Genomic DNA, 18,507 nt, shown 5'->3' with positions numbered 1-18,507 from the left:
AGCCTAGTCGGCGCCCCCGCACAACGGCCGTGCTCGCCGCTGGATCTCCGCGAACAGCTCGCCGACGCGGGCGCGCATCTCCGGCCCGCCGTCCGGCCCCGACCAGGACCGGCGGACCGCGCCCACCAGGCGGTAGCACGCGTCGACCGGGACGAGGAAGCACTCCGTGATCCGGTCCGTCCCCCGGAACACGATCGCCTCGACCTCCGGCTCCGCCGCCGCCAGCAGGGGGTGGCCCGCCGTGAGGTCCGCCCAGAGGTCGAGGGGCAGGACGGTCTCGACGGCGCCGGCCGGGCCGGGCTGGAACGCCGTGACGCGCGTGCCGCGGTGCAGGACGAACGCGAACCCGGCCGGGACGTCGAGCCGGCGCCAGTCGAGGCAGGCGACCGGGTGCCCGGGGTCCCACAGGTAGCGCTCCGGCACCGCGCGGTAGCGCGCTTCCCCGCTCACGCACCGGGTGAACAGCAGGAAGCACGCCCGGCAGGAACACAGCAGGCCGCGGCGGCCGGTGTCGACCACGTGACCGTGGCGGGCGGCCACCGGCGTCCCGCACAGCTCACACCGCTCCGGCCGGACCGCGCCCCGGGGCCGCACGGCCGGGAAGAATCCACTGTGGACGCTCATGAGGCCCGCCCGGCCGGCGGTCCGACGCCGATCTCGTAGAGCGCGGTGACGAACTCGACGCCGGCGAGCTCCGGCGCGGCGTCCCGGACGGCGGCTTCGACGGTCGCCCGGGGCACCGACGAGCACCCGCCGCCGAGCCACACGCGCACGACCCCGTCGTCGAGGCCGAGGTACCCGACGTCGCCGCCGACCCGGGCCAGGGCCCGGCGGACCCGGGTGGCCGCGTCGAGGGGATGCAGGTCGTGCAGCGCGAGCAGGTCCGTGACGGCGTCGTCGGCGGCGATCGCGCCGAGCAGGTCCGGAGCCTGCTCGCGCAGGATCGCGACGACGCGGGCCAGTCCGTCGCCGTAGAGGTCCGTCAGCTGCCGGACGAGCTCCTCGGCGGGCCGCCGGTGCTCCCCGGAAAGCAGGACGCCCAGAAGTGTCCCGAGCCGGGCCCGGACGGCCGCGGTCACCGCTCCCCCGCCGTGCGGATCTCGCGCAGGATGCGGATCGCGGACCCGGCCACGCTGGTCGTCGCCGTCGGCACGCCGGCGTCGGCCGGGTCCTCCATGAACGGCATGAACTTGTCGGGGAACCCGGGCATGGTGCAGCCGATGCAGATGCCGCCGACGTTCGGGCAGCCGCCCACGCCGTTGATCCAGCCCCGCTTGGGCACGTTGCACCGGACCACCTGGCCCCAGCACCCCAGCTTCACCAGGCAGCGCGGCGAGTCGTGCCGGTCGGCGAACTCGTCCTGCTCGTAGTAGCCGGCCCGGTCGCAGCCTTCGTGCACGGTGTTCCGGAACAGCCACTTCGGCCGCAGCGCCTCGTCGACGTCGATCTCCGGCGCGCTGCCGGACGCCTGGAAGAGCAGGTGCAGGATGGTCTCGGAGAGGTTGTCCGGCTGGACCGGGCAGCCCGGCACGCACACGATCGGCAGCCCGGCCCGCGACCGCCAGTCGCGCCCGAGGTATTCGGGCACGCCCATGGCGCCGGTGGGGTTGCCCGCCATCGCGTGGATCCCGCCGTAGCTGGCGCAGGTGCCGACGGCCAGGATCGCCATCGCCTTGGGGGCCAGCCGGTCGAGCCATTCGCTCGCCGTCACGGGCTGGCCGGTGGCGGGATCGGTGCCGAACCCGCACCAGAAACCTTCGGCCTTGTTCGTCTCGTCGGCGATCGAACCCTCGACGATCAGGATGAACGGGTCGAGCTCCCCGCGGGCCGCGCGGTGCCACCATTCGATGAAGCTGTCCGCACCGCCGTCGGGCCCGCTCTGGAAATCGAGGAATGGCCAGTGCATCGCGATCTCCGGGAGCCCGGGAAGCCCGCCGAGAACGATCTCTTCGATACTGGGCTGGGTGGCCGCGGTCAGCGCCACCGATTCACCGTCGCAGCTCAGCCCGCCATTCATCCACAGAATATGGACGACGGGTGGTGGATTTCCGGAGCCGGCCTCCGTGGCGCTGACCATCGTTGACCCCTTCACCGCGGGCGCGAGAAGACGCCACCGTAGCCCCGTCCGGCAGGTGCGGCAAGACCGCCGGACACTCCTGATCGCCCCCGGCGGGACAAAACCGGGCGTTCCACGCTTCGCGTTTCCGCGACTACACTGAACACCTCGGCGGAAGGACTTTGATCGAAATGGAATCGGCCGGCCGGTCGCAGGGGACATCGATCGAGGTAGTGGCGGTCGAAATCGTCACGAAGATCTTTCCGGCCCGCCCGTCGGCGGTTCCGCGAATCCGCGAATTCGTCCAGGAGTGCCTCGGGGAGGCCCCGCTCGCCGACGCGGAAGACCGCGAAATCGGCAACACGATCCTCCGGGCCCTGCTGACCGCCGCCGGACCGTCCGGGGTGCTGGAGGTCTCCTGCCGGAAATACCCCGGGCGCGTCGAGTTCGACGTGCTGCCCTCCCGCGTCCCGCCGGCGAGCCCCGTGAGCACGCGACCGGAGCCGGCCGCCAGCTTCGCCGAGTGGCTGGCCGAGGCGCTGCGCAGCCGCGGGATCACGAAGGAGAGCGCCGCCGAGCAGCTGGACGTGTCCCCCAAGACGCTGACCCGCTGGCTCGGCGGGCAGACCGAGCCCCGGCTGCGCGATCTGCGCCGGATCGAAGACCGGTTCGGCGACGTGCGGCTGCGGCGCGGGACAGAAGTGACCTAAGCGCCGTCCTGGCCCCCGGCGGGCATCGCCAGCTCGATGGTGCAGCCCGCGGCGTCGGAGCTGACGTCGAGCCATTCGCAGATCCGGTCGGTCATCCACAGGCCGGTGCCGGCGGGCCGGAGGCCGTAGAAGGCCGGGCCGTCGACCGGCCGGTCGCTGTGCAGCGTGCACACCACCCGGCCGGCCGCCGGCCGCACCCAGACGGCCGCCCGGTCGATACCGTGCTCGAGCAGGTAGGCGATCGCTTCACCGACGGCGACCCCGAACAACGTCGCCGTGTTCTCCGACCGGAGCAGAGCGCTCGCCCGGTCCAGCACGTGCCGCCGGACGGCGACCAGGTCGCCCTCGAAGCGGAAGAGATCGCCGGCGGACCCCGGCGGCGCCGGGATGCCGGAACACTCGGCTTCCCCGGGCGCGGTGAACTCGGCGGACGGCCGGATCTCCCCGCCCACGGCGTACTCGGGGTGGGCGCGCCGGGCGTGCTCGACCGCGCCGGGGTCGAGGGTGCGGGTGTCGTACGGGCAGATCATCCAGATGCGGGTGCTCGCCAGGGACACGTTGAACTCCGCCTCGGCGCGCTGCCACGCGGCCTCGTCACGAGGGCTGCCGGTCCGCGCGGGCTCGGCGAGGACGCGGACCGCGCCGGTCGGCGCGGTGGACCGGTGCCGGTTCCAGTAGCGGTGCAGCGCGCCGGCCAGTTTCCCCGGCCGGCGGCCGATATAGGCCGATTCGGCGACGGCGATCCGGTCGGCGTCGGCGCCCATCGCGGCGTCCAGCAGCTCCAGGTTGGCCGCGGTCGTGGTGACCAGCACCGGTTCGCCCCGGCGGAGGCCGTCCTGCGCGAACGGCACGGCCATCGCGAGGAACTCGGCGTCGCTGCCGTAGAGGCACCCCTGGTGCCGGAAGCCGGCCTCCGGCACCCGTCCCGGCGCGGACCCGGCGGCCGGAGTCGTCCTGTGCTGCACGAAGCCTCCTGAAGCCGTCGCCGGACGTTCGTCATGATCGTGGTTTCCCCGGAATTCCCGCAGATCGCCGGTAGCGTACTCGACGGCGCCGGATCCGGCTATTACCAGATGAATTGATTGCACCCGTTCGGAGCAATTGCCACCACCCGGCCCCCGACGTCGCACCGCCGGGGTCGAAGGAGCTGGAACCACCGTGTTACGGCAGGTTACGGCCAGATGTGTCTTACCGGTACCGGTGGCGGACACTACTGTCCACCCGCCATCGGGAAAGCGCCGGGAAACGATTGTGTCCAGGTGTTCGAAGAACAATAACCACCGTTCCGGACGGATCGGCGGAATTGTTTCGGCCCGTGCACTCGGGAAAGTTCGCGCCGGAACGGGCGCCGTGCCTCGCACGATACGGTTTCACGACCACCGGCGGAAAGTGCCATCCGGCCCTGGTGGTGGGGAAAAATCGCGCGCCGGCCGGGCGCGCCGAGGATCCGGCCGGGGCCTCGCGCGGAAAACACGGCAGCGGGCCCGGCCGGTCAGGACGAGATTTCCATCTCCAGCCCCATGATCCGGACGGTGCGCCGGCGGCGGAGCCAGCCGCGGGCGGGCGCACCGTCCGGGAGCTCGTCGAGGATCGCCTTGCGCTGCGCCGACGTCGTCGAGCGCCAGCGCATCGCGAGCACCGGGCGGACCGGTGCGATGAACGGGCGCACCCGTTCGTGCGCTCCGGCCAGCCGGATCTCGTAGTCGCGGTCCGGCCGGTACGCGAGATCCAGGTCGATCAGCGGCTCGGCGCCGCCCGCGCGGTGGTGGCAGCGCGAGAGCACGCGGGCGAGCTCGTCCAGCGCGACCTGCAGGGTGCAGGGCATCTGGTCCTGCCAGCGGCCGAGGCGCGGGGCGTTCACCGCCGCGGCCGTGACGTCGGCCGAGAGCACGACCAACGCCCGGACCGGCGACCCCGCGAGCTCGACGCGGATCCGCCTGCCGTCCGCGTCGACGGCGAAGCGCAGCACGCGGTCGGCCACGACGGCACCCGACCGCAGCCGCACCCACTCCTCGACCGCGTCGGGCGAAGGGCAGGACGACACGAAGGTGAACGCCAGCTCTTCGCCGGCGAGGTTCATCGCGACCGGGAACAACGAACCGAGGTCGTGCATCAACGCCGTGCCGATGACGAGTGCGGCGCGGGAGCCGCCTCCGGTCATCCCCCTCTCCTCCCCCGAACTACACCTGCAGGTCGGCTTCGATGCGCTTGAGGTAGTGGCGGGCCAGCGCGAGGTTCGCCCGCTCCCGGTCCAGCACCAGGTACAGGAACAGCGAGTTCCGCGAGGTGTTGATCAGCCGGATCAGGTGGTACTGGCGGTGCAACGTGATCAGGATGTCCTCGATGCTGTCGTTGAGCGCGAGCGAGGACATCACCCGCAGCTTCGCCCGCACGACCTCGGTGTTGCCGGCGGCGGCGACCTCCAGGTCCAGCCACTCACCACCCCCGCTGGTGCCGAGCGACATGCCGCTCTCGTAGTCGACCAGGGCGACGCCGACGGCGCCGGTGATCGACATGGCTTCCTTGAGTGCGGTGTCGATGTTCATCATCATGCTGTTCCTTCCGTTGAACTGCCTTGCTACGCGGCCAAGATCGTGCCGATCCGCTCGATGACGGGCCGGGACTCGAAGAGGAGGCGCCCGACGTTCAGGCCCTTGTCCCCCAGGACGACCATCAACGCCAGCCGGCCCACCGCGTAGACGGCCATGTAGCCGTCGCTGCCGAACACGACGGTCTGGCTGAGCGTCCCCTTGCCGGTCATCTCGGCTGCCTGCCGCGCGATCCCGAGATCGGCCGCGGCGAGCGCGGAGATCTTCGCCGGGTCGATGTAGTCGTCCGCGTCGGCGATGATCGGAATCCCGTCGACCGCGGCGAGCACCGTGCCGGTCACCCCCGCCACGCTGTCCCGGAGATTTCGCAGCTCGGCGGCCAGTGCGTCGAAGTCCAATTCTCTCTTTCCTTCGTAAACCGGCAGCCGAAAAGATGATCAACCGTTCGGGTTTCCCTGCCGCCGGGACCCTACAGCCATCATCACTCCCCGCCTATCCACGGCGGTTACTCCCCCGAAGCCTTTACACGATCGGGTGAAGCACCGTCGTTGGCGTAACCGAAATAAATTCACCGGCCGCACGGATGTCCATTGATCACACCGCAGGTGGCACCGGTGTTCCGGATTTTCGGCAGGGGCCTTGAAATGCGCTTATGCTTCCGGGAGTGCTCGATCACGATTGTATCTCTGCGTAATCGGCAGTTCACTTTCGCCCATTCGCCGATACCCTCAAGCCGCTTGGTAACCGGCGGCCAACTCCGCGTGCAGGCGTTCGCGGTCGACGGCTTTCTCCCACTTGCCCACCACGAGGGTCGCGACGCAGTTGCCGGCGATGTTGGTGAACACGAACGCCGCCGAGAGGACGCTGTGCACGCCTAGGACCAGCGCGATGCTGCTGACCGGGATCGTGTGGGTCGCGGACAGCGTCAGCGCCAGGACCGCGATCGCCGAGCCGGAGACCCCCGCGCCGCCCTTCGAGGCCAGCAGCAGTACCAGGAGCAGGCCCAGCTGCGCCTGCCAGCCCAGGTCGGTGCCGGTGGCCTGGGCCAGGAACACGCTCACCGCCGCGAAGTACAGGCACGTGCCGTCGTGGTTGAAGCTGTACGCCGTGGGCAGCACCAGGCCGACGACCGGCTCGTCGACGCCGAGCTTCTTCAGCTTCGCGGTCAGCTGCGGGAACACGCTCTCCGACGAACTGGTGCCCAGCACCAGGATCAGCTCGGCGCGGAAGTAGCGCAGCACCTTCAGGAGGCTGAAGCCGCCGTAGCGCGAAACCGGCCACAGGACCAGCACGAAGAACAGCACGCAGATCAGGTAGAACACGCCGATCAGCCGGCCGAGCGGGAGCAGCGTGCCCAGGCCGTAGCGCGACACGGTGTAGGCGATCGCCCCGAAGGCCGCGATCGGGGCGATCCGCATGACCTTGCGGATGATCCAGAACAGCGCCTGCTGGACGTTTCCGACGAAGTCCAGCACCGGCTGCGCCTTCTCCCCCAGCGACGCCAGCCCGCAGGCGAACAGCACCGAGAACACCAGCACCTGCAGGATCTCGCCCTCGGCGAAGGCCTGCACCGCCGACGTCGGGACGAGGCTGACCAGGAAGGCGTCGAACCCCTCCGACTTGGCCGGCGCGGTGGCCGACCCGCTCGCGTGCAGCGTCGCCGGGTCGACGTGCATGCCGCTGCCGGGCTTGAGCACGTTCACCACGACCAGGCCGATCACCAGCGCGATCGTGGTGATCACCTCGAAGTACACCAGCGCCTTGACCGCGATGCGCCCGACCTTGCCGAGATCGCGGACGCTGGTGATGCCGTGCGTGACGGTGCAGAAGATGATGAGGCCGACCACCATCTGGATCAGGTGGATGAAGATGTCGCCGAGGAACTGCACGTGGTGCCCGACCGAGGGCGCGAGCGCCCCGACGAGCACCCCCGCGGCGACCCCGACGAGGACCTGGAACGCGAGGTCGCGGTAGAAGGGCTTGCGGACGCGGGTGGGGAGGGTTGGGCTCTTCGTCATCCGGTTTCTCCGTTGAATGTCCGGTTCGGGTTCAGTCCGCGGCGCGGCCCAGCACTTCCCGGGCGGGCGCGAACACCTCGTCCACGTCGAGCTCGCGCGGCAGCAGGCCCTGCTCGAGGCAGGCGGCGATGATGATCTCCAGCGGGCGGCGCAGGCGGTCGAAGCCGAAGAGCGTCGGGCTCGGGGTACCGGCCGGCCGCGTCACGGTGGCGTCCGCCCGGCGCAGCAGGTCGTAGGCCTCGCGGACGGCACCGGGGTCACGGCCGGCCACGGACTTCCCTGCGACGACCATGTGGTTGACCGGCAGGAAGCCGTTGCGCTGCCACCATTCGGTGTCGCGCGCGACGGCGTCGGGGACGACCGGGACGAACTCGTCGCCTTCGGGCAGGTCGTTGCCCAGGACGGTGGCGTCGATCCGGCCTTCGCGCAGCAGGTCCACCAGGGCGGCGTCACCGATGCCGTGCTCGACGTGGTCCGGGTCCTGGTACTCGCGCACGTGCGCGCCGTCGCGGGTGATCCAGTGGACGTCGCGCGGTGCCAGCCCGAAGTCTTCGGCCAGATGGGCACGAACCCACATGCCGGTGGTCTGGGTGTAGGCGCGCACCCCGACGCGCCGGCCGGCCAGCTCGTCCGGCGCCACCGGCCGAGAAGCGTGCGCGATCAGGCAGCCGCGCTGGAACCGCGAGGCGACGACGACCGGCAGCAGCACCACGGGGCGGCCGTAGGCGATCGCCTGCAGAGCCGTGACGACGGCCAGTTCGGACAGGTCGTAGGCCTCGTCCCGCACCATCGGCGCGAAGGCTTTGTGCACGGGCTCGACGGGGTGGAAATCGAGCCGCACCGAGGGGCTGACGACGTCCCCGTCCTTCAGGGGCGTGGTGTGCGGGTAGTCGGCGAGGACGGTGCGAAGGTCAGCCACGGCGGGCCACCGCCGGGTAGAACTTCGCGGCGGTGCCGCCGAAGACCAGGTCCTGGTCCACTTCGGACAGGCCGGCCACGGCTTCCCGCGCGTCCGCCAGGATGCTCGCCGGAGTTCCTTCCGCGGCGGGGAAGTTCGAGCCCCAGGCGATCCGGTCGGCACCGTAGGAACCGACGAGTTCGCCGAGGAAGTCCGCGGGGGTCGACGCTCCTTGCGCCGACGCGGCCAGCGCGCGGTGGGTGAGCTTGAGGTGGACGCCGGGGAACTCGGCCAGGTCGAACAAGGCCCGCGCGGCGTGGAAGGGCTTGCCGTCGGCGAGATCGGGGCGGGCGCAGTGATCCAGCAGCACCCGGACGTCGGGGAAGCGTTCGAGCAGGCGCCGCAGGGCGGGCAGGCCTTGGCCGGTCATCTGCAGGCAGACGGGGATGTCCTGCTGTTCGGCGTAGGCCCAGGCCGGGCGGGAATCTTCGTGGCCGAGCCAGCCGGCCTGGCCGGGCATGGTCGTGCCGGTGGTGAACAGGCGGAAACCGGACAGCCCTTGGTCCTGCCAGTACCGGATCCGCTCGACGGCATCGGCCGCGAGCGCATCGACCGAGTAGACGCCGACGAACCGATCGGGATGCGCGCGCACGGCTTCGACGACGTAACGGTTGTCGTGTCCGTACACAGTGGACGCTTGCACGACGACGGCCTTGGCGATACCGGCCTGGTCGAGTGCGGTGACGAGGCCATCGATGTCGACGGGGTGGGCAAGCGACCACTCGGACCGGCGGCCCCCGATCGGATCGGGCGGGTAGCGCGTGGCATCCGGCGAGATGACGTGGGTGTGCGTATCGATGACGTCCATGGCTACTCCTGGGCTTCGGCCGCGCGCCGGCGGGACGCGGGGAAGCCTACCCGATCGTTAACAATTTTGTTCTCGATAATCGGGACAATCGTGAGTGTGATCCACGTCGCTCGGGGGGCAATTCGGTCCATCGGGGACCAAGCGGGCGAAACCCTTTTGACAGCCCGCGTCCGGAGCCTCGGCCGAAAGGACGAGGCCCCCGGTACCTTCGGCCGAGGCGACCGGCCACTCCGCTCCCCTAGCTTGATCGACGAACCCGGAGCGAGGGGAACCCATGAAGCTGCGCACCAAAAGGGCCGGTGTCATCGCCGTCGCGGCCGGAGCCGCGGTGGTGGCCGTCGGGGCGACCGTGATGGCCACCGCCGCCGATCCTGTCGCGCCGGAGGTCGTCAGCGCGACTCCGGCCGAAGCCGGGCACGAGAACGAAGGCAAGTACACCGCCGGCGACTACGTCCTGAACGTGCACGAACTGAACGACGACGGCGAAGGCACCGGCACCACGATCGGCCCGCACACCGCCTACTACTCGAAAACCCTGCACGGCACCGGAACCTGGACACCGACCGTCCTCAAGTTCTCCGTCGGCGGGGACAGCGACGCGCCGACCGTCTTCGCCTACCCCGTTCCCGGCCCCGGGAAGGGCGTCGACTGCGTTGCCTCCGGTACCGAGGCCGCGCCGCTCGTGCGGTGTGAGACCAAAATCAGTAGCCGACCGTGAAGTGCCGGTCCGTTCCGATGGTCTCGAGCTCGTCCACGACCGCCGCGGCGAGGTCTTCGGCCGAGATGCGGGACGTTCCGTCCGGGCGCGTGATGAGCGTCGTCGTGCCACGGCGGTAGCTCCCCGTCCGCGCACCGGGCTCCAGCACCGCCGGCGGGCTCAGGTAAACCCAGTCGGCCGGGTGCGTGCGGCACACGTCGAGCTGGGCGGCGCTGGCCCCGGCGATCGCGCGGTACTCCGGCGGGACGTACCTCGGGTCGTCGAGCACCAGGCCGCCGCCGGGGACCCGAAGCGGGGCCGCGCCACCGACCACGAGGATGCGCGTGCCCGCCTCCGCCGCCGCGTCGAGCAACGCCGTCGTCGTGCCGGTGACGGTGTACTCCTCCCCGGGTGCGGGGCGCGTCGCGGCCACGACCGCGTCGGTGCCGGCGAAGAGCGTCGCCATCCGGCCCGAATCGGCCACGACCACCGGGACATCGGCGACACCGGGGCGTCGCCCCCGCACGATCGCGAGGAGGTCGTGGCCGCGCCCGGCGGCTTCGGTGAGGACGCGGGAGCCGACCATGCCGGCCGCGCCGACGACGGCGATCTTCACGGGAGTTTTCCTTTCCGGGGAGCGGGGAGCTGGCCGGCGACGAGCGCCGCCAGCGCGAGCGCGAACCCGGCGAGCTGGACCGGGCCGAGCGTCTGGTGCAGGACGACCGCGCCGAGGACGGCCGCGACCAGCGGGGAAAGCAGCGCCAGCACGGCCACCGACGCGACCGGCAGCGTGGTGACGCCGCGGAACCACAGGGCGTAGGCGAGCAGCCCGCCCACCAGGCCGAGCCAGGCGTAGCCGAGCACGGCGCCGCCGTCGATCGACGGCGGCGCGCCTTCGAAGACGGCCGTGAGCGGCAGCAGGAACAGGCCGCCCGCGGTGAGCTGCCACCCGGCGAACGCGGCCGGGCCGACCCCGGCCGGCCGTCCCCAGCGCTTCGTCAGGGTCACCCCGAGCGCCATCGTCACCGCGCCGCCCAGGCCCGCCGCGACACCGACGCCGTCGAACGCCGCGGCCGGCCCGATCACCACCAGGCCGACGCCCGCCATTCCCACGACGCCCCAGCCCAGCCGCCACCCCGACAGGCGTTCACAGAGCACGCCCACCGACAGCACGGCGACCACGAGCGGCTGCGCGGCGGCCAGGGTCGCGGCCACCCCGCCGGGCAGGCGCTGGGCGGCGACGAACAGCAGCGGCAGGAAGAGGCCGATGTTGAGCACGCCGAGCGCGGCGGCCTTCCCCCACCACGCGCCGCGCGGCAGCGTCCGGGTCAGCACGAGCGCGAGGAGGCCGGCCGGCAGGGCCCGGAGCAGGCCGGCGAACAGCGGGTGGCCGGCGGGGAGGAACTCGGTGGTGACGACGTAGGTGGTGCCCCACACCGCCGGCGCGAACGCCGTGAGCGCGATGCGCGGCAGGTCGACGTGGCGGGTTTCGCGCACGAGCTGACTGGTCATACCGAAATCTCACCGGAGTGCGATCGATGAGTCCAATACATGTTCGTCACCGCAGCGATCGTGATCCAAGATGGACGCGTGGAACTCCAGCAGCTGCGGTACGTCGTCGCGATCGCCGAAACGGCCAGCTTCACCCGCGCCGCCGAGCGGTGCCTGGTCGTCCAGTCGGCGCTGAGCCACCAGGTCGCGCGGCTGGAGCGGGAGCTCGGCGCGCGGCTGTTCGACCGGACCAGCCGCCGCGTGCGGCTGACGCCGGCGGGCGAGGCGTTCCTGCCGGCCGCGCGCCAGTGTCTCGACGCGGCGGAGCGGGCGGCGGCCGAGGTCGCGGCCGCGGTGGGCGAGGTCCGCGGGCGGCTCGCCGTCGGCCTGATCCCCACGGTCACCGCGGCCGACGTCCCGGCCGCGCTGCGCGAGTTCCACGACCGGTTCCCGCCGGTGCGCATCAGCCTCCGGGTGGGCGCGAGCGACGACCTGATCGAGCAGGTCCGTGACGGCTCCCTCGACGTGGCGTTCCTCGGCCTGCCCACGACGGCCCGCCCGAGCGGTGTCGCGGTCCACGAGCTGGCCCGCGGTCACCTGATCGCGGTGGTCGCCCCGGACCACCCGCTGGCCGGCGAAGCGACGGTCGGCCTGCGGCGGCTGGCCACGGAGGTGTTCGTCGACCTCCCGGCGGGCACGGCCGGCCGCGCGCAGTCCGACCAGGCGTTCGCGGCGGCGGGCCTGGACCGCGAGGTCGCCTACGAGGTGACGAGCGCGGACTACATCGCGCGCCTGGTCGGCCCGGGGCTGGGGGTGGCGATGCTGCCGTCCGGGTACGCGCCGCAGCTGACGGGCGTGGTGACGATCGAGATCACCGACGCCCCGGCCCGCGTCGAGTACGTCATCTGGGCGGCGGCGAACCCGACCCCGGCGGCGAGTGCTTTCGTTGCCCTGCTGGGCATCGACGCCGGGGCGGTCAGCGGCTCCCGGTGAGCGTGATCGAAGGGTCGACACGCGTGATTGAGGAGTCGACTCACGTGTTTGGCGGGTCGACACGGCACTGCCGCCGTGTCGACCCTCCAAACACGCGTGTCGACCTCCGGATCACCCGTGTCGACTCCTCGATCACGGGCGTCCGGAGGTGTCACATCTTCGCCGCGCCCGCCTTCACCGCTTCGCGGATCCGGGCGTACGTCCCGCAGCGGCAGATGTTGCGGATCTCGTCCAGGTCGGCGTCGGTGATCTCCCGGCCCGCCGCCGTGGCCTGACGGACCTTCGCCACCGCCGCCATGATCTGGCCCGGCTGGCAGTAGCCGCACTGGGCGACGTCCATCTCCAGCCACGCCTCCTGCATCGGGTGCAGGTCCTTGCCCACCGTCGCCGGCAGGCCTTCGATCGTCGTGATCTCGTCCGTTTCCTTGATGTCGGCCACGCGCACGGAGCACGGGTTGAACGCCTTGCCGTTGATGTGGCTGGTGCACGCCTTGCAGACGTCGAGCCCGCAGCCGTACTTCGGGCCGTTGATGCCCAGCAGGTCGCGCAGGACCCACAGCAGCCGGAGGTCGTCGTCGGCGTCGACGGTGACCACCTGGCCGTTGACCTTGAGGGTGTGGTGCGGCACGGCGAGCTCCTAGAAGGCGTGGTCGAGGCCGTCGGTGGGCGACGGCGGAGTGGACGGCTGGACGGGCAGCGGCTCGAAGGAGAGCGTCCCGTGGTTGATCGGGAAGGAGGTCGGCATCTTGCCGACCGCGCGGGCGTAGGCGCACGCGACGGCGGCGAACGACGGCGCCACCGCGAGCTCGCCCGCGCCGCTCGGGCTGGCCGACGTGTTCGGCATGATCACGACCTGCGTCTCGGGCGGGGTGTTCCACTCGCGCGTGTAGAAGTAGTTGTCCCAGCTGCCTTCCAGCGGGAGCCCGTCCTTGATGTGGATGCTCGAGGTGAGGCACATCGCGATGCCGTCGTTGAGGCCGCCGATCATCTGCGCCTCGAGGCCGCGCGGGTTGATCGCGAAACCCGGGTCGACGACCACGAGCGCCTTGGTCACCCGCGGGCCGGTGACGCCGTCGCGGATGGGCCGGTTGACCGTCTCCGGCCGGCAGTCGATCTCCACCAGCACCGCGACCGCGCCGCGGTATTCGGCGTGCAGCGCGATGCCCTGCGCGGTCCCGGCGGGCATCGAGCGGCCCCAGTTGCCGACCTGGACGGCCTTGTCCAGCACCGCGCGCAGCCGGTCGTCCTTGAGGAACTCGCGGCGGAACGCCACCGGGTCCTTGCCGAACTTCTTCGCCAGCTGGTCGACGACGAGCTCCTCGGCGGTGACGACGTTGGGCGAGTAGATGTTGCGCATGCTGCCGGTGTTGAACTTCAGCGGGATCTCGTTGAGCAGCTGGGTCGTGACGCCGAAGTTGTACGGCGAGGACTGGCTCAGCAGGAAGATCGACTCGGCGAAGCTGAGGTTGCCGGCGATCGGGAGCTTCGCCGCGGTCGCGGTGATCATCTCGCCGAGCCCGTGGCTGAACTCGGTCTGCACGCTCGTGTGCCGCTGCTCGAAGCTGATCACGTTGCCGAGCAGGTAGGTCGCCCGCACCCGCGACACGCACATCGGGTGGATGCGCCCCTGCCGGAAGTCGTCGGTGCGCGACCACATCAGCTTGACCGGCTTGCCCATCTTCTGCGACGCCTCCGCCGCTTCGGCGGCCGCGTCGTGGAACAGGTGCCGGCCGAACGACCCGCCGCCCTGCGTGACGTGCACCGTGACCGCGTCCTGCGGCAGCCCCAGCAGCTTGGCGATCTCCTCCTGGGCGACGATCGGCACCTTCAGGCACGACCAGATCTCCGCGCGGTCCGGGCGGACGTCGGCGATCGCGGCGCCGGTCTCCAGCGGGCTGTTGCTGGCGGCGGCGAAGGTGAACTCCGCGTCGAGGTACTGGTCGAGCAGTCCGGGCACGGCCATCGGCAGCTGCGCGGCCTTGAGCTTCTTGAGCACCGTCGCGTCGGACTCGCCGTCGACGGTGCCCGCGCCCCAGGTCACCTTCAGCGCCCGGATCGCGTCGATGCACTGGCCGAACGTGCGGCCGCGGACCGCGACGCCGTGCGAGATCGCGGCGACGTCGGTGATCCCGGGCATCGCCTTGACCTCGGCCGCGTTGAGGATCGCGCGCGGCGTGCCGTTGATCGTGGGCGGCCGGGCGACCATGGTCGGGAGCGCGCCCGGGACGTCGAGGTCGAGGGTGAACTGCTTGCGGCCGGTGACCGCGGCGTGGGCGTCCAGGCGGTTCTGCGGCGTGCCGAGCACCTTGAACTGCGACTGCGGTTTGAGCGTCGCCGCAACGCTGATCGTGGTGGCGGACGCGGCGGCCTTCGCGAGGGAGCCGTAGCTCGCCGTGCGGCCGCCGGAGCCGCGCACGACCCCGCCGGACGTCGTCAGCTGCGACGCCGGCACGCCCCACTTCGCGGCGGCCGCGGCGACCAGCCGCTGCCGGGCGATCGCCGAGGCCGTCCGGACCGGCGTGTAGATGCTGCGCATCGAGTTGGAGCCGCCGGTCAGCTGGTTCATCAGCAGCTCGGGCCGCGCGTCGGCCAGCGTGACGTCGATCTTGCTCAGCGGGAGGTCGAGCTCCTCGGCGATCATCATCGCGACGGCGGTGGTCATCCCCTGGCCGACCTCGGCGCGCGGCACGGCGAACGCGGCCCGGCCGTCGGCCCCGATCTGCACGCTGATCAGGCCGGACGTCGGCAGCGCGGCGAGGTTCTGCAGGTCGCCGAGGTCGAAGATGTCCTCGGGCTGGGGCAGCGACGGGATCGCCGCGTCGGCCCGGCCGGGAGCCAGCTCCGCGGCCCCGACCTGCGCGGCGACGGCGAGCGTCGGCGCGGCGAGCACGAAACCGAGGAAGCGGCGGCGGGCCATGGAGCGCGGCTCGGACCCGGGTGGGGGAACTGCGGGGTCGTGTTCGGGCATGAGCGGCTGGGACCTCTCGAACGACGGTGTGGGAGAAGCGCGGGCCGGAGCACCGCCGGGCGGAGTGTTACACACATCACGCCGCCGAATGAAGCATCTGAGTGCCTACATTTGGCCTAGTGTCGTTGTGCAGTGTGCACAGCGGGTGCCGGTCAGGGCACGCGCGGTGGCGGCAGGAAGGGCAGCGCGCGGACGACCAGCGCGAGCTCCAGGGCCAGGTCACCGCCGGTCAGCGACCGGCCGGTCAGCTCTTCGATCCGGTGGATCCGGTTGAGCACGGTGTTGCGGTGGCAGTGCAGCGCCTGCGCCGAGCGGGTCGCCGAACCACCGGTCCGCACCCACGTCGCGAGGGTCTCCAGCAGCGGGCCGCGCTCGACCGCCCGCAGGTCCAGCAGGCCGCCCAGCCAGTTCTGCTGCAGCGACTCGGTCAGTTCGGGCGAGCTGAGCAGCAGTGCTTCGGGCAGCCGTTCGGCCAGGCACACGACGTCGGCCCGGCCCGGCGGCACCGTCCGCATCGCCAGCACCGCCTGCCGGTAGGCCGTGTGCACGGCGGCCAGCCCGTCGACGACCAGGGACACCCCGGCCGGCACGGTCAGCACGGACCCGATCGCCTCGACGGCGTCCGCCACCTCGCGGCGCGGCAGCGAAACCAGGCCGACCAGCACGTCGGCCCGGGACTGCCAGGCCGACGCGGAGCCGAGGTCCTCCAGTGCGGAGCCGAGCGGCTCGGCGAAGGCGGCGTCACCGGGACCCGCGGCCGCGACGACGACGTACGGCCCCGAAATCGGCAGCCTCAGCGCCCGGCCCGCCTCGTAGGCGAACCCCGCGTCGGCCGCCCGGCCCTGCAGCAGCCCTTCCCAGAGCGACGCCCGCCGCTGCTCGTCGGCGCGGACGAAACTCCGCTCGGCCGCGTGGTAGGCCAGCGCCACCTGGGCCGACGTGGCGTCGACGACCTCCCACACGCGGGTCGCGAGGTCGAGCATCGCCTCGTTGTTGACGTACCCGGTCGCCCGGGCCTTCGCGGTCAGGGCCTGCCAGACCAGCCGGCCGCCGATCCGGAACGAGCGCAGCACGTCGTCGAGCGGCAGCTGCTGTTCCGCCCGGCGCCGTCCGGTCGCCTTCGCCGCGTCGTAGAGGTCGTCGGCGGTTTCGGCGCCCCGGCCGATCAGCTGCAGAACCCGGCGGAGGTTGTCGTGGCAGGAGCGCCACAAGTCATCGTCGGGCACGACGTCGATCACCCGGTAGCCGGGGTTCTGCTCGACGATGACGGCGACCAGGGCGCCGGTGAGCTCGTCGAGCTCGTCCAGCACCCTGGCCGCGAGCGACCACGCGGTGTCCCGGGCTTCCGCCCTCGCCTCGCCCATTCGCACCTGCCACCGTCGCGCTCTCGCCGGCGCGTCAGCCTACGTCGCCACCTCCGGTTCCGCTCACTTCGCCAGCGCGAAGCTCGGGTGCGGCGGCTGGTTGTAGGCGGTGTTCTGCCACGCCACCGCCTCCCGGTACTGGCGGTCCTGCATCAGCGAGACGTGCGAGATGCTCGTCGGGTCCGTCGTCGAGTAGATCCGCAGCGCCCGGTTGTCCGACGTCGGCCAGACGACCTCCTCCCGCCAGTCGCCGAACAGGTCCGCCTGCAGTGACGGCGTGCTCTTCGTGCCGTTGTTCGCGTGCACCCCGGACGCGGTGAGCAGCCGCGTGTCGGCGCTGGTGCCGTACTTGTCGATGTGGGTGCCGTCCAGCAGTTCGCGCTGGGCGTCGCCGTCCCACCAGAGCACGAAGTTCGTCGACGACGGCTTGCGCCCGATGGTCTGCCCGCTGGTGTTCAGCAGCCCGGGCACCGCGGACGACCACGACTCGGCGCCGGGACTGCCCGCGTAGACGTCGTCCGAGACCCCGCGTCCGTTGTCGCAGGAGCACGACGCGTTCTGCCAGAGGATCTGCCCGGTCTTCGCGTCGGCCATCCACGCGGCCGGTTTCGAGGTGTCTTCGTCCACTTTGAACTCTTCCAGCCCGGCCCGGCTCGGGATCAGGTCGCCGACGTGCATGGCGTCGCCGTGGCCGAGCCGGGTGTTCCACAGTGGACTGCCGTTGTCGTCGATGGCCATGGCGCCGAAGACGATCTCGTCGCGGCCGTCGCCGTCGGTGTCGGCGATGGCCAGCTGGTGGTCACCCTGGCCGGTGTACTGCGACCCGGCCGCGTTCGAGTCGAACTTCCACCGCTCGGTCAGCGCGCCGCCCCGGAAGTCCCAGGCCGCGATCACGGTCCGGGTGTAGTAGCCCCGGGACATGATCAGGCTCGGGTGCGAACCGTCCAGGTACGCGGTGCCGGCCAGGAACCGGTCCACCCGGTTGCCGTAGCTGTCACCCCACGAGGAGACGGTGCCGCGCGGCGGGTCGTAGTTCACGGTGGACATCGCTGCGCCGGTCTGGCCGTTGAACACCGTCAGGTATTCCGGGCCGGACAGGACGTACCCGCTCGAGTTGCGGTAGTCCGCGCTCGCGCTGCCGATGACCTGCCCGGTGCCGGACCGGGTGCCGTCGGCGGTCTTCATGGCGACCTCGGCCCGCCCGTCGCCGTCGTAGTCGAAGACCTGGAACTGCGTGTAGTGCGCGCCGGCGCGGATGTTGCGGCCCAGGTCGATCCGCCAGAGCCGGGTGCCGTCCAGCCGGTAGGCGTCGACGTAGACGTTCCCGGTGTAGCCGGACTGCGAATTGTCCTTGGCGTTGCCCGGATCCCACTTCAGCACCAGCTCGTACTGGCCGTCGCCGTCGAGGTCGCCGACGCTCGCGTCGTTCGCGCTGTAGGTGTAGCTCTCCCCGGAGGGCGTCGTGCCGCCCGGCGGGAGCTGGATCGGCACGTCCCGGGTGCTCGCCGCGGCCGTGCTGTCGAGCGTCAGCGATTCCTCGGCAGCGAAGGCCGACATCCGTTCGACGCCGCCGACGACGGCGCGAACGGTGTACTTCGCTCCGGCCGGAGCACCGGCGTCCAGGAAGTCCGTCGGCCCGCCAGCGGGGGTTTCGGTCACTCTCGTGCCGTCGCGGTAGACCGCGAACGTCACGCCCGCAGGGTCGTCGGCGAGCAGCCGCCAGCCGACCTGGTTCCCCGCCGCGGTGTGGACGCTGACCACCCCGCGGTTCAGCTTGTCGAACAGTGGCGCGAGCTCCCCCGCCGCGACGCCCGGGAGCAACCCGGCCACCAGGACGCCCACGAGCAGGCTGCGACTCGAAGTGAACATGCTCTTCTCTCCTGTCTGCTGTGGAC

Annotated in this window: 19 protein-coding genes; 3 read left to right on the top strand and 16 right to left on the bottom strand. The window is 71.6% G+C overall.

The window, feature by feature from the left end:
- Positions 1-3: 3 nt before the first annotated feature.
- From QSK39_RS30220 to QSK39_RS30210, 3 genes are read right to left on the bottom strand one after another with little or no spacing between them, the layout of a single operon-like run.
- Positions 4-624 (bottom strand): DUF5947 family protein, encoded by a 621-nt coding sequence (locus tag QSK39_RS30220; protein ID WP_285481236.1) that lies wholly within the window; start codon positions 622-624, stop codon positions 4-6.
- Entirely contained in the window at positions 621-1,079 is a 459-nt protein-coding gene (locus tag QSK39_RS30215; protein ID WP_285481235.1) for a NifU family protein, read from the bottom strand. The genes QSK39_RS30220 and QSK39_RS30215 overlap by 4 nt, the downstream gene beginning before the upstream one ends.
- Positions 1,076-2,077: an NADH-quinone oxidoreductase subunit B family protein gene (locus QSK39_RS30210; RefSeq protein ID WP_285481234.1), complete on the bottom strand. Its 1,002-nt coding sequence runs from the start codon at positions 2,075-2,077 to the stop codon at positions 1,076-1,078. Before QSK39_RS30210 ends, QSK39_RS30215 begins: the two co-directional genes overlap by 4 nt.
- Positions 2,078-2,247: 170 nt before the next feature.
- On the opposite strand from QSK39_RS30210, the gene QSK39_RS30205 reads away from it, so the two are divergent.
- Positions 2,248-2,766: a helix-turn-helix domain-containing protein gene (locus QSK39_RS30205; protein ID WP_285481233.1), complete on the top strand. Its 519-nt coding sequence runs from the start codon at positions 2,248-2,250 to the stop codon at positions 2,764-2,766.
- On the opposite strand, the gene QSK39_RS30200 is transcribed toward QSK39_RS30205, so the two are convergent.
- The 7 genes from QSK39_RS30200 to QSK39_RS30170 form a co-directional block, all read right to left on the bottom strand.
- The gene (locus QSK39_RS30200) at positions 2,763-3,731 is read right to left on the bottom strand and encodes an anti-sigma factor RsbA family regulatory protein (protein WP_285481232.1); all 969 of its coding nucleotides are present in this window, start codon (positions 3,729-3,731) and stop codon (positions 2,763-2,765) included. The two genes, QSK39_RS30205 and QSK39_RS30200, sit on opposite strands and share 4 nt — an antisense overlap.
- Before the next feature lie 527 nt (positions 3,732-4,258).
- A complete protein-coding gene (locus QSK39_RS30195; protein ID WP_285481231.1) occupies positions 4,259-4,927 on the bottom strand; it encodes a hypothetical protein in 669 nt (222 codons plus the stop codon).
- A 19-nt stretch (positions 4,928-4,946) separates the two neighbouring features.
- Complete coding sequence (locus QSK39_RS30190) at positions 4,947-5,312, bottom strand: hypothetical protein (RefSeq protein WP_285481929.1); 366 nt, start codon at positions 5,310-5,312, stop codon at positions 4,947-4,949.
- 32 nt (positions 5,313-5,344) lie between these two features.
- A complete protein-coding gene (locus tag QSK39_RS30185; protein ID WP_086674354.1) occupies positions 5,345-5,713 on the bottom strand; it encodes a roadblock/LC7 domain-containing protein in 369 nt (122 codons plus the stop codon).
- A 330-nt stretch (positions 5,714-6,043) separates the two neighbouring features.
- Positions 6,044-7,333: a C4-dicarboxylate transporter DctA gene (dctA, locus tag QSK39_RS30180; protein WP_285481230.1), complete on the bottom strand. Its 1,290-nt coding sequence runs from the start codon at positions 7,331-7,333 to the stop codon at positions 6,044-6,046.
- A 31-nt stretch (positions 7,334-7,364) separates the two neighbouring features.
- Positions 7,365-8,252, bottom strand: coding sequence for a substrate-binding domain-containing protein (locus QSK39_RS30175; protein ID WP_285481229.1), 888 nt, complete (start codon positions 8,250-8,252; stop codon positions 7,365-7,367).
- A complete protein-coding gene (locus QSK39_RS30170; RefSeq protein ID WP_285481228.1) occupies positions 8,245-9,099 on the bottom strand; it encodes an amidohydrolase family protein in 855 nt (284 codons plus the stop codon). The genes QSK39_RS30175 and QSK39_RS30170 overlap by 8 nt, the downstream gene beginning before the upstream one ends.
- A gap of 274 nt (positions 9,100-9,373) precedes the next feature.
- Between QSK39_RS30170 and QSK39_RS30165 the strand changes: the two genes are divergently transcribed.
- The gene (locus tag QSK39_RS30165) at positions 9,374-9,817 is read left to right on the top strand and encodes a hypothetical protein (protein WP_285481227.1); all 444 of its coding nucleotides are present in this window, start codon (positions 9,374-9,376) and stop codon (positions 9,815-9,817) included.
- Here the strand turns inward: QSK39_RS30165 and QSK39_RS30160 are convergent.
- Both QSK39_RS30160 and QSK39_RS30155 read right to left on the bottom strand, forming a co-directional pair.
- The gene (locus tag QSK39_RS30160; RefSeq protein WP_285481226.1) at positions 9,801-10,412 is read right to left on the bottom strand and encodes an NAD(P)-dependent oxidoreductase; all 612 of its coding nucleotides are present in this window, start codon (positions 10,410-10,412) and stop codon (positions 9,801-9,803) included. The genes QSK39_RS30165 and QSK39_RS30160 overlap by 17 nt on opposite strands.
- Positions 10,409-11,308 carry an EamA family transporter gene (locus tag QSK39_RS30155; protein WP_285481225.1) on the bottom strand — a complete coding sequence of 300 codons (900 nt, stop codon included), beginning with the start codon at positions 11,306-11,308 and terminating at the stop codon, positions 10,409-10,411. The genes QSK39_RS30160 and QSK39_RS30155 overlap by 4 nt, the downstream gene beginning before the upstream one ends.
- Positions 11,309-11,386: 78 nt before the next feature.
- On the opposite strand from QSK39_RS30155, the gene QSK39_RS30150 reads away from it, so the two are divergent.
- Positions 11,387-12,280 (top strand): LysR family transcriptional regulator, encoded by an 894-nt coding sequence (locus tag QSK39_RS30150; protein ID WP_285481224.1) that lies wholly within the window; start codon positions 11,387-11,389, stop codon positions 12,278-12,280.
- A gap of 151 nt (positions 12,281-12,431) precedes the next feature.
- Here QSK39_RS30150 and QSK39_RS30145 read toward each other — a convergent pair whose 3' ends face one another.
- The 4 genes from QSK39_RS30145 to QSK39_RS30130 all read right to left on the bottom strand — a co-directional run bounded on the left by QSK39_RS30145 (position 12,432) and on the right by QSK39_RS30130 (position 18,481).
- Positions 12,432-12,908, bottom strand: coding sequence for a (2Fe-2S)-binding protein (locus QSK39_RS30145; RefSeq protein ID WP_285481223.1), 477 nt, complete (start codon positions 12,906-12,908; stop codon positions 12,432-12,434).
- Positions 12,909-12,917: 9 nt separating this feature from the next.
- Positions 12,918-15,248, bottom strand: coding sequence for a molybdopterin cofactor-binding domain-containing protein (locus QSK39_RS30140; protein ID WP_285481222.1), 2,331 nt, complete (start codon positions 15,246-15,248; stop codon positions 12,918-12,920).
- A 152-nt stretch (positions 15,249-15,400) separates the two neighbouring features.
- Entirely contained in the window at positions 15,401-16,612 is a 1,212-nt protein-coding gene (locus QSK39_RS30135) for a PucR family transcriptional regulator (protein WP_285481221.1), read from the bottom strand.
- 63 nt (positions 16,613-16,675) lie between these two features.
- Positions 16,676-18,481 (bottom strand): rhamnogalacturonan lyase, encoded by a 1,806-nt coding sequence (locus tag QSK39_RS30130; protein WP_285481220.1) that lies wholly within the window; start codon positions 18,479-18,481, stop codon positions 16,676-16,678.
- Positions 18,482-18,507: the final 26 nt, after the last annotated feature.

It is taken from the genome of Amycolatopsis sp. NBRC 101858 (assembly GCF_030269325.1).
Classification (GTDB): domain Bacteria; phylum Actinomycetota; class Actinomycetes; order Mycobacteriales; family Pseudonocardiaceae; genus Amycolatopsis; species Amycolatopsis ponsaeliensis.
This window is presented reverse-complemented; position numbering and strand designations above follow the sequence as displayed.

What these genes read in the sequence shown, in the direction of transcription:
- QSK39_RS30220 (WP_285481236.1), bottom strand. Translation starts at nt 624, where the DNA reads ATGAGCGTCCACAGTGGATTCTTCCCGGCCGTGCGGCCCCGGGGCGCG.
- QSK39_RS30210 (WP_285481234.1), bottom strand. Translation starts at nt 2,077, where the DNA reads ATGGTCAGCGCCACGGAGGCCGGCTCCGGAAATCCACCACCCGTCGTC.
- QSK39_RS30205 (WP_285481233.1), top strand. Translation starts at nt 2,248, where the DNA reads ATGGAATCGGCCGGCCGGTCGCAGGGGACATCGATCGAGGTAGTGGCG.
- QSK39_RS30195 (WP_285481231.1), bottom strand. Translation starts at nt 4,927, where the DNA reads ATGACCGGAGGCGGCTCCCGCGCCGCACTCGTCATCGGCACGGCGTTG.
- QSK39_RS30190 (WP_285481929.1), bottom strand. Translation starts at nt 5,312, where the DNA reads ATGAACATCGACACCGCACTCAAGGAAGCCATGTCGATCACCGGCGCC.
- dctA (WP_285481230.1), bottom strand. Translation starts at nt 7,333, where the DNA reads ATGACGAAGAGCCCAACCCTCCCCACCCGCGTCCGCAAGCCCTTCTAC.
- QSK39_RS30170 (WP_285481228.1), bottom strand. Translation starts at nt 9,099, where the DNA reads ATGGACGTCATCGATACGCACACCCACGTCATCTCGCCGGATGCCACG.
- QSK39_RS30165 (WP_285481227.1), top strand. Translation starts at nt 9,374, where the DNA reads ATGAAGCTGCGCACCAAAAGGGCCGGTGTCATCGCCGTCGCGGCCGGA.
- QSK39_RS30155 (WP_285481225.1), bottom strand. Translation starts at nt 11,308, where the DNA reads ATGACCAGTCAGCTCGTGCGCGAAACCCGCCACGTCGACCTGCCGCGC.
- QSK39_RS30140 (WP_285481222.1), bottom strand. Translation starts at nt 15,248, where the DNA reads ATGCCCGAACACGACCCCGCAGTTCCCCCACCCGGGTCCGAGCCGCGC.
- QSK39_RS30135 (WP_285481221.1), bottom strand. Translation starts at nt 16,612, where the DNA reads ATGGGCGAGGCGAGGGCGGAAGCCCGGGACACCGCGTGGTCGCTCGCG.
- QSK39_RS30130 (WP_285481220.1), bottom strand. Translation starts at nt 18,481, where the DNA reads ATGTTCACTTCGAGTCGCAGCCTGCTCGTGGGCGTCCTGGTGGCCGGG.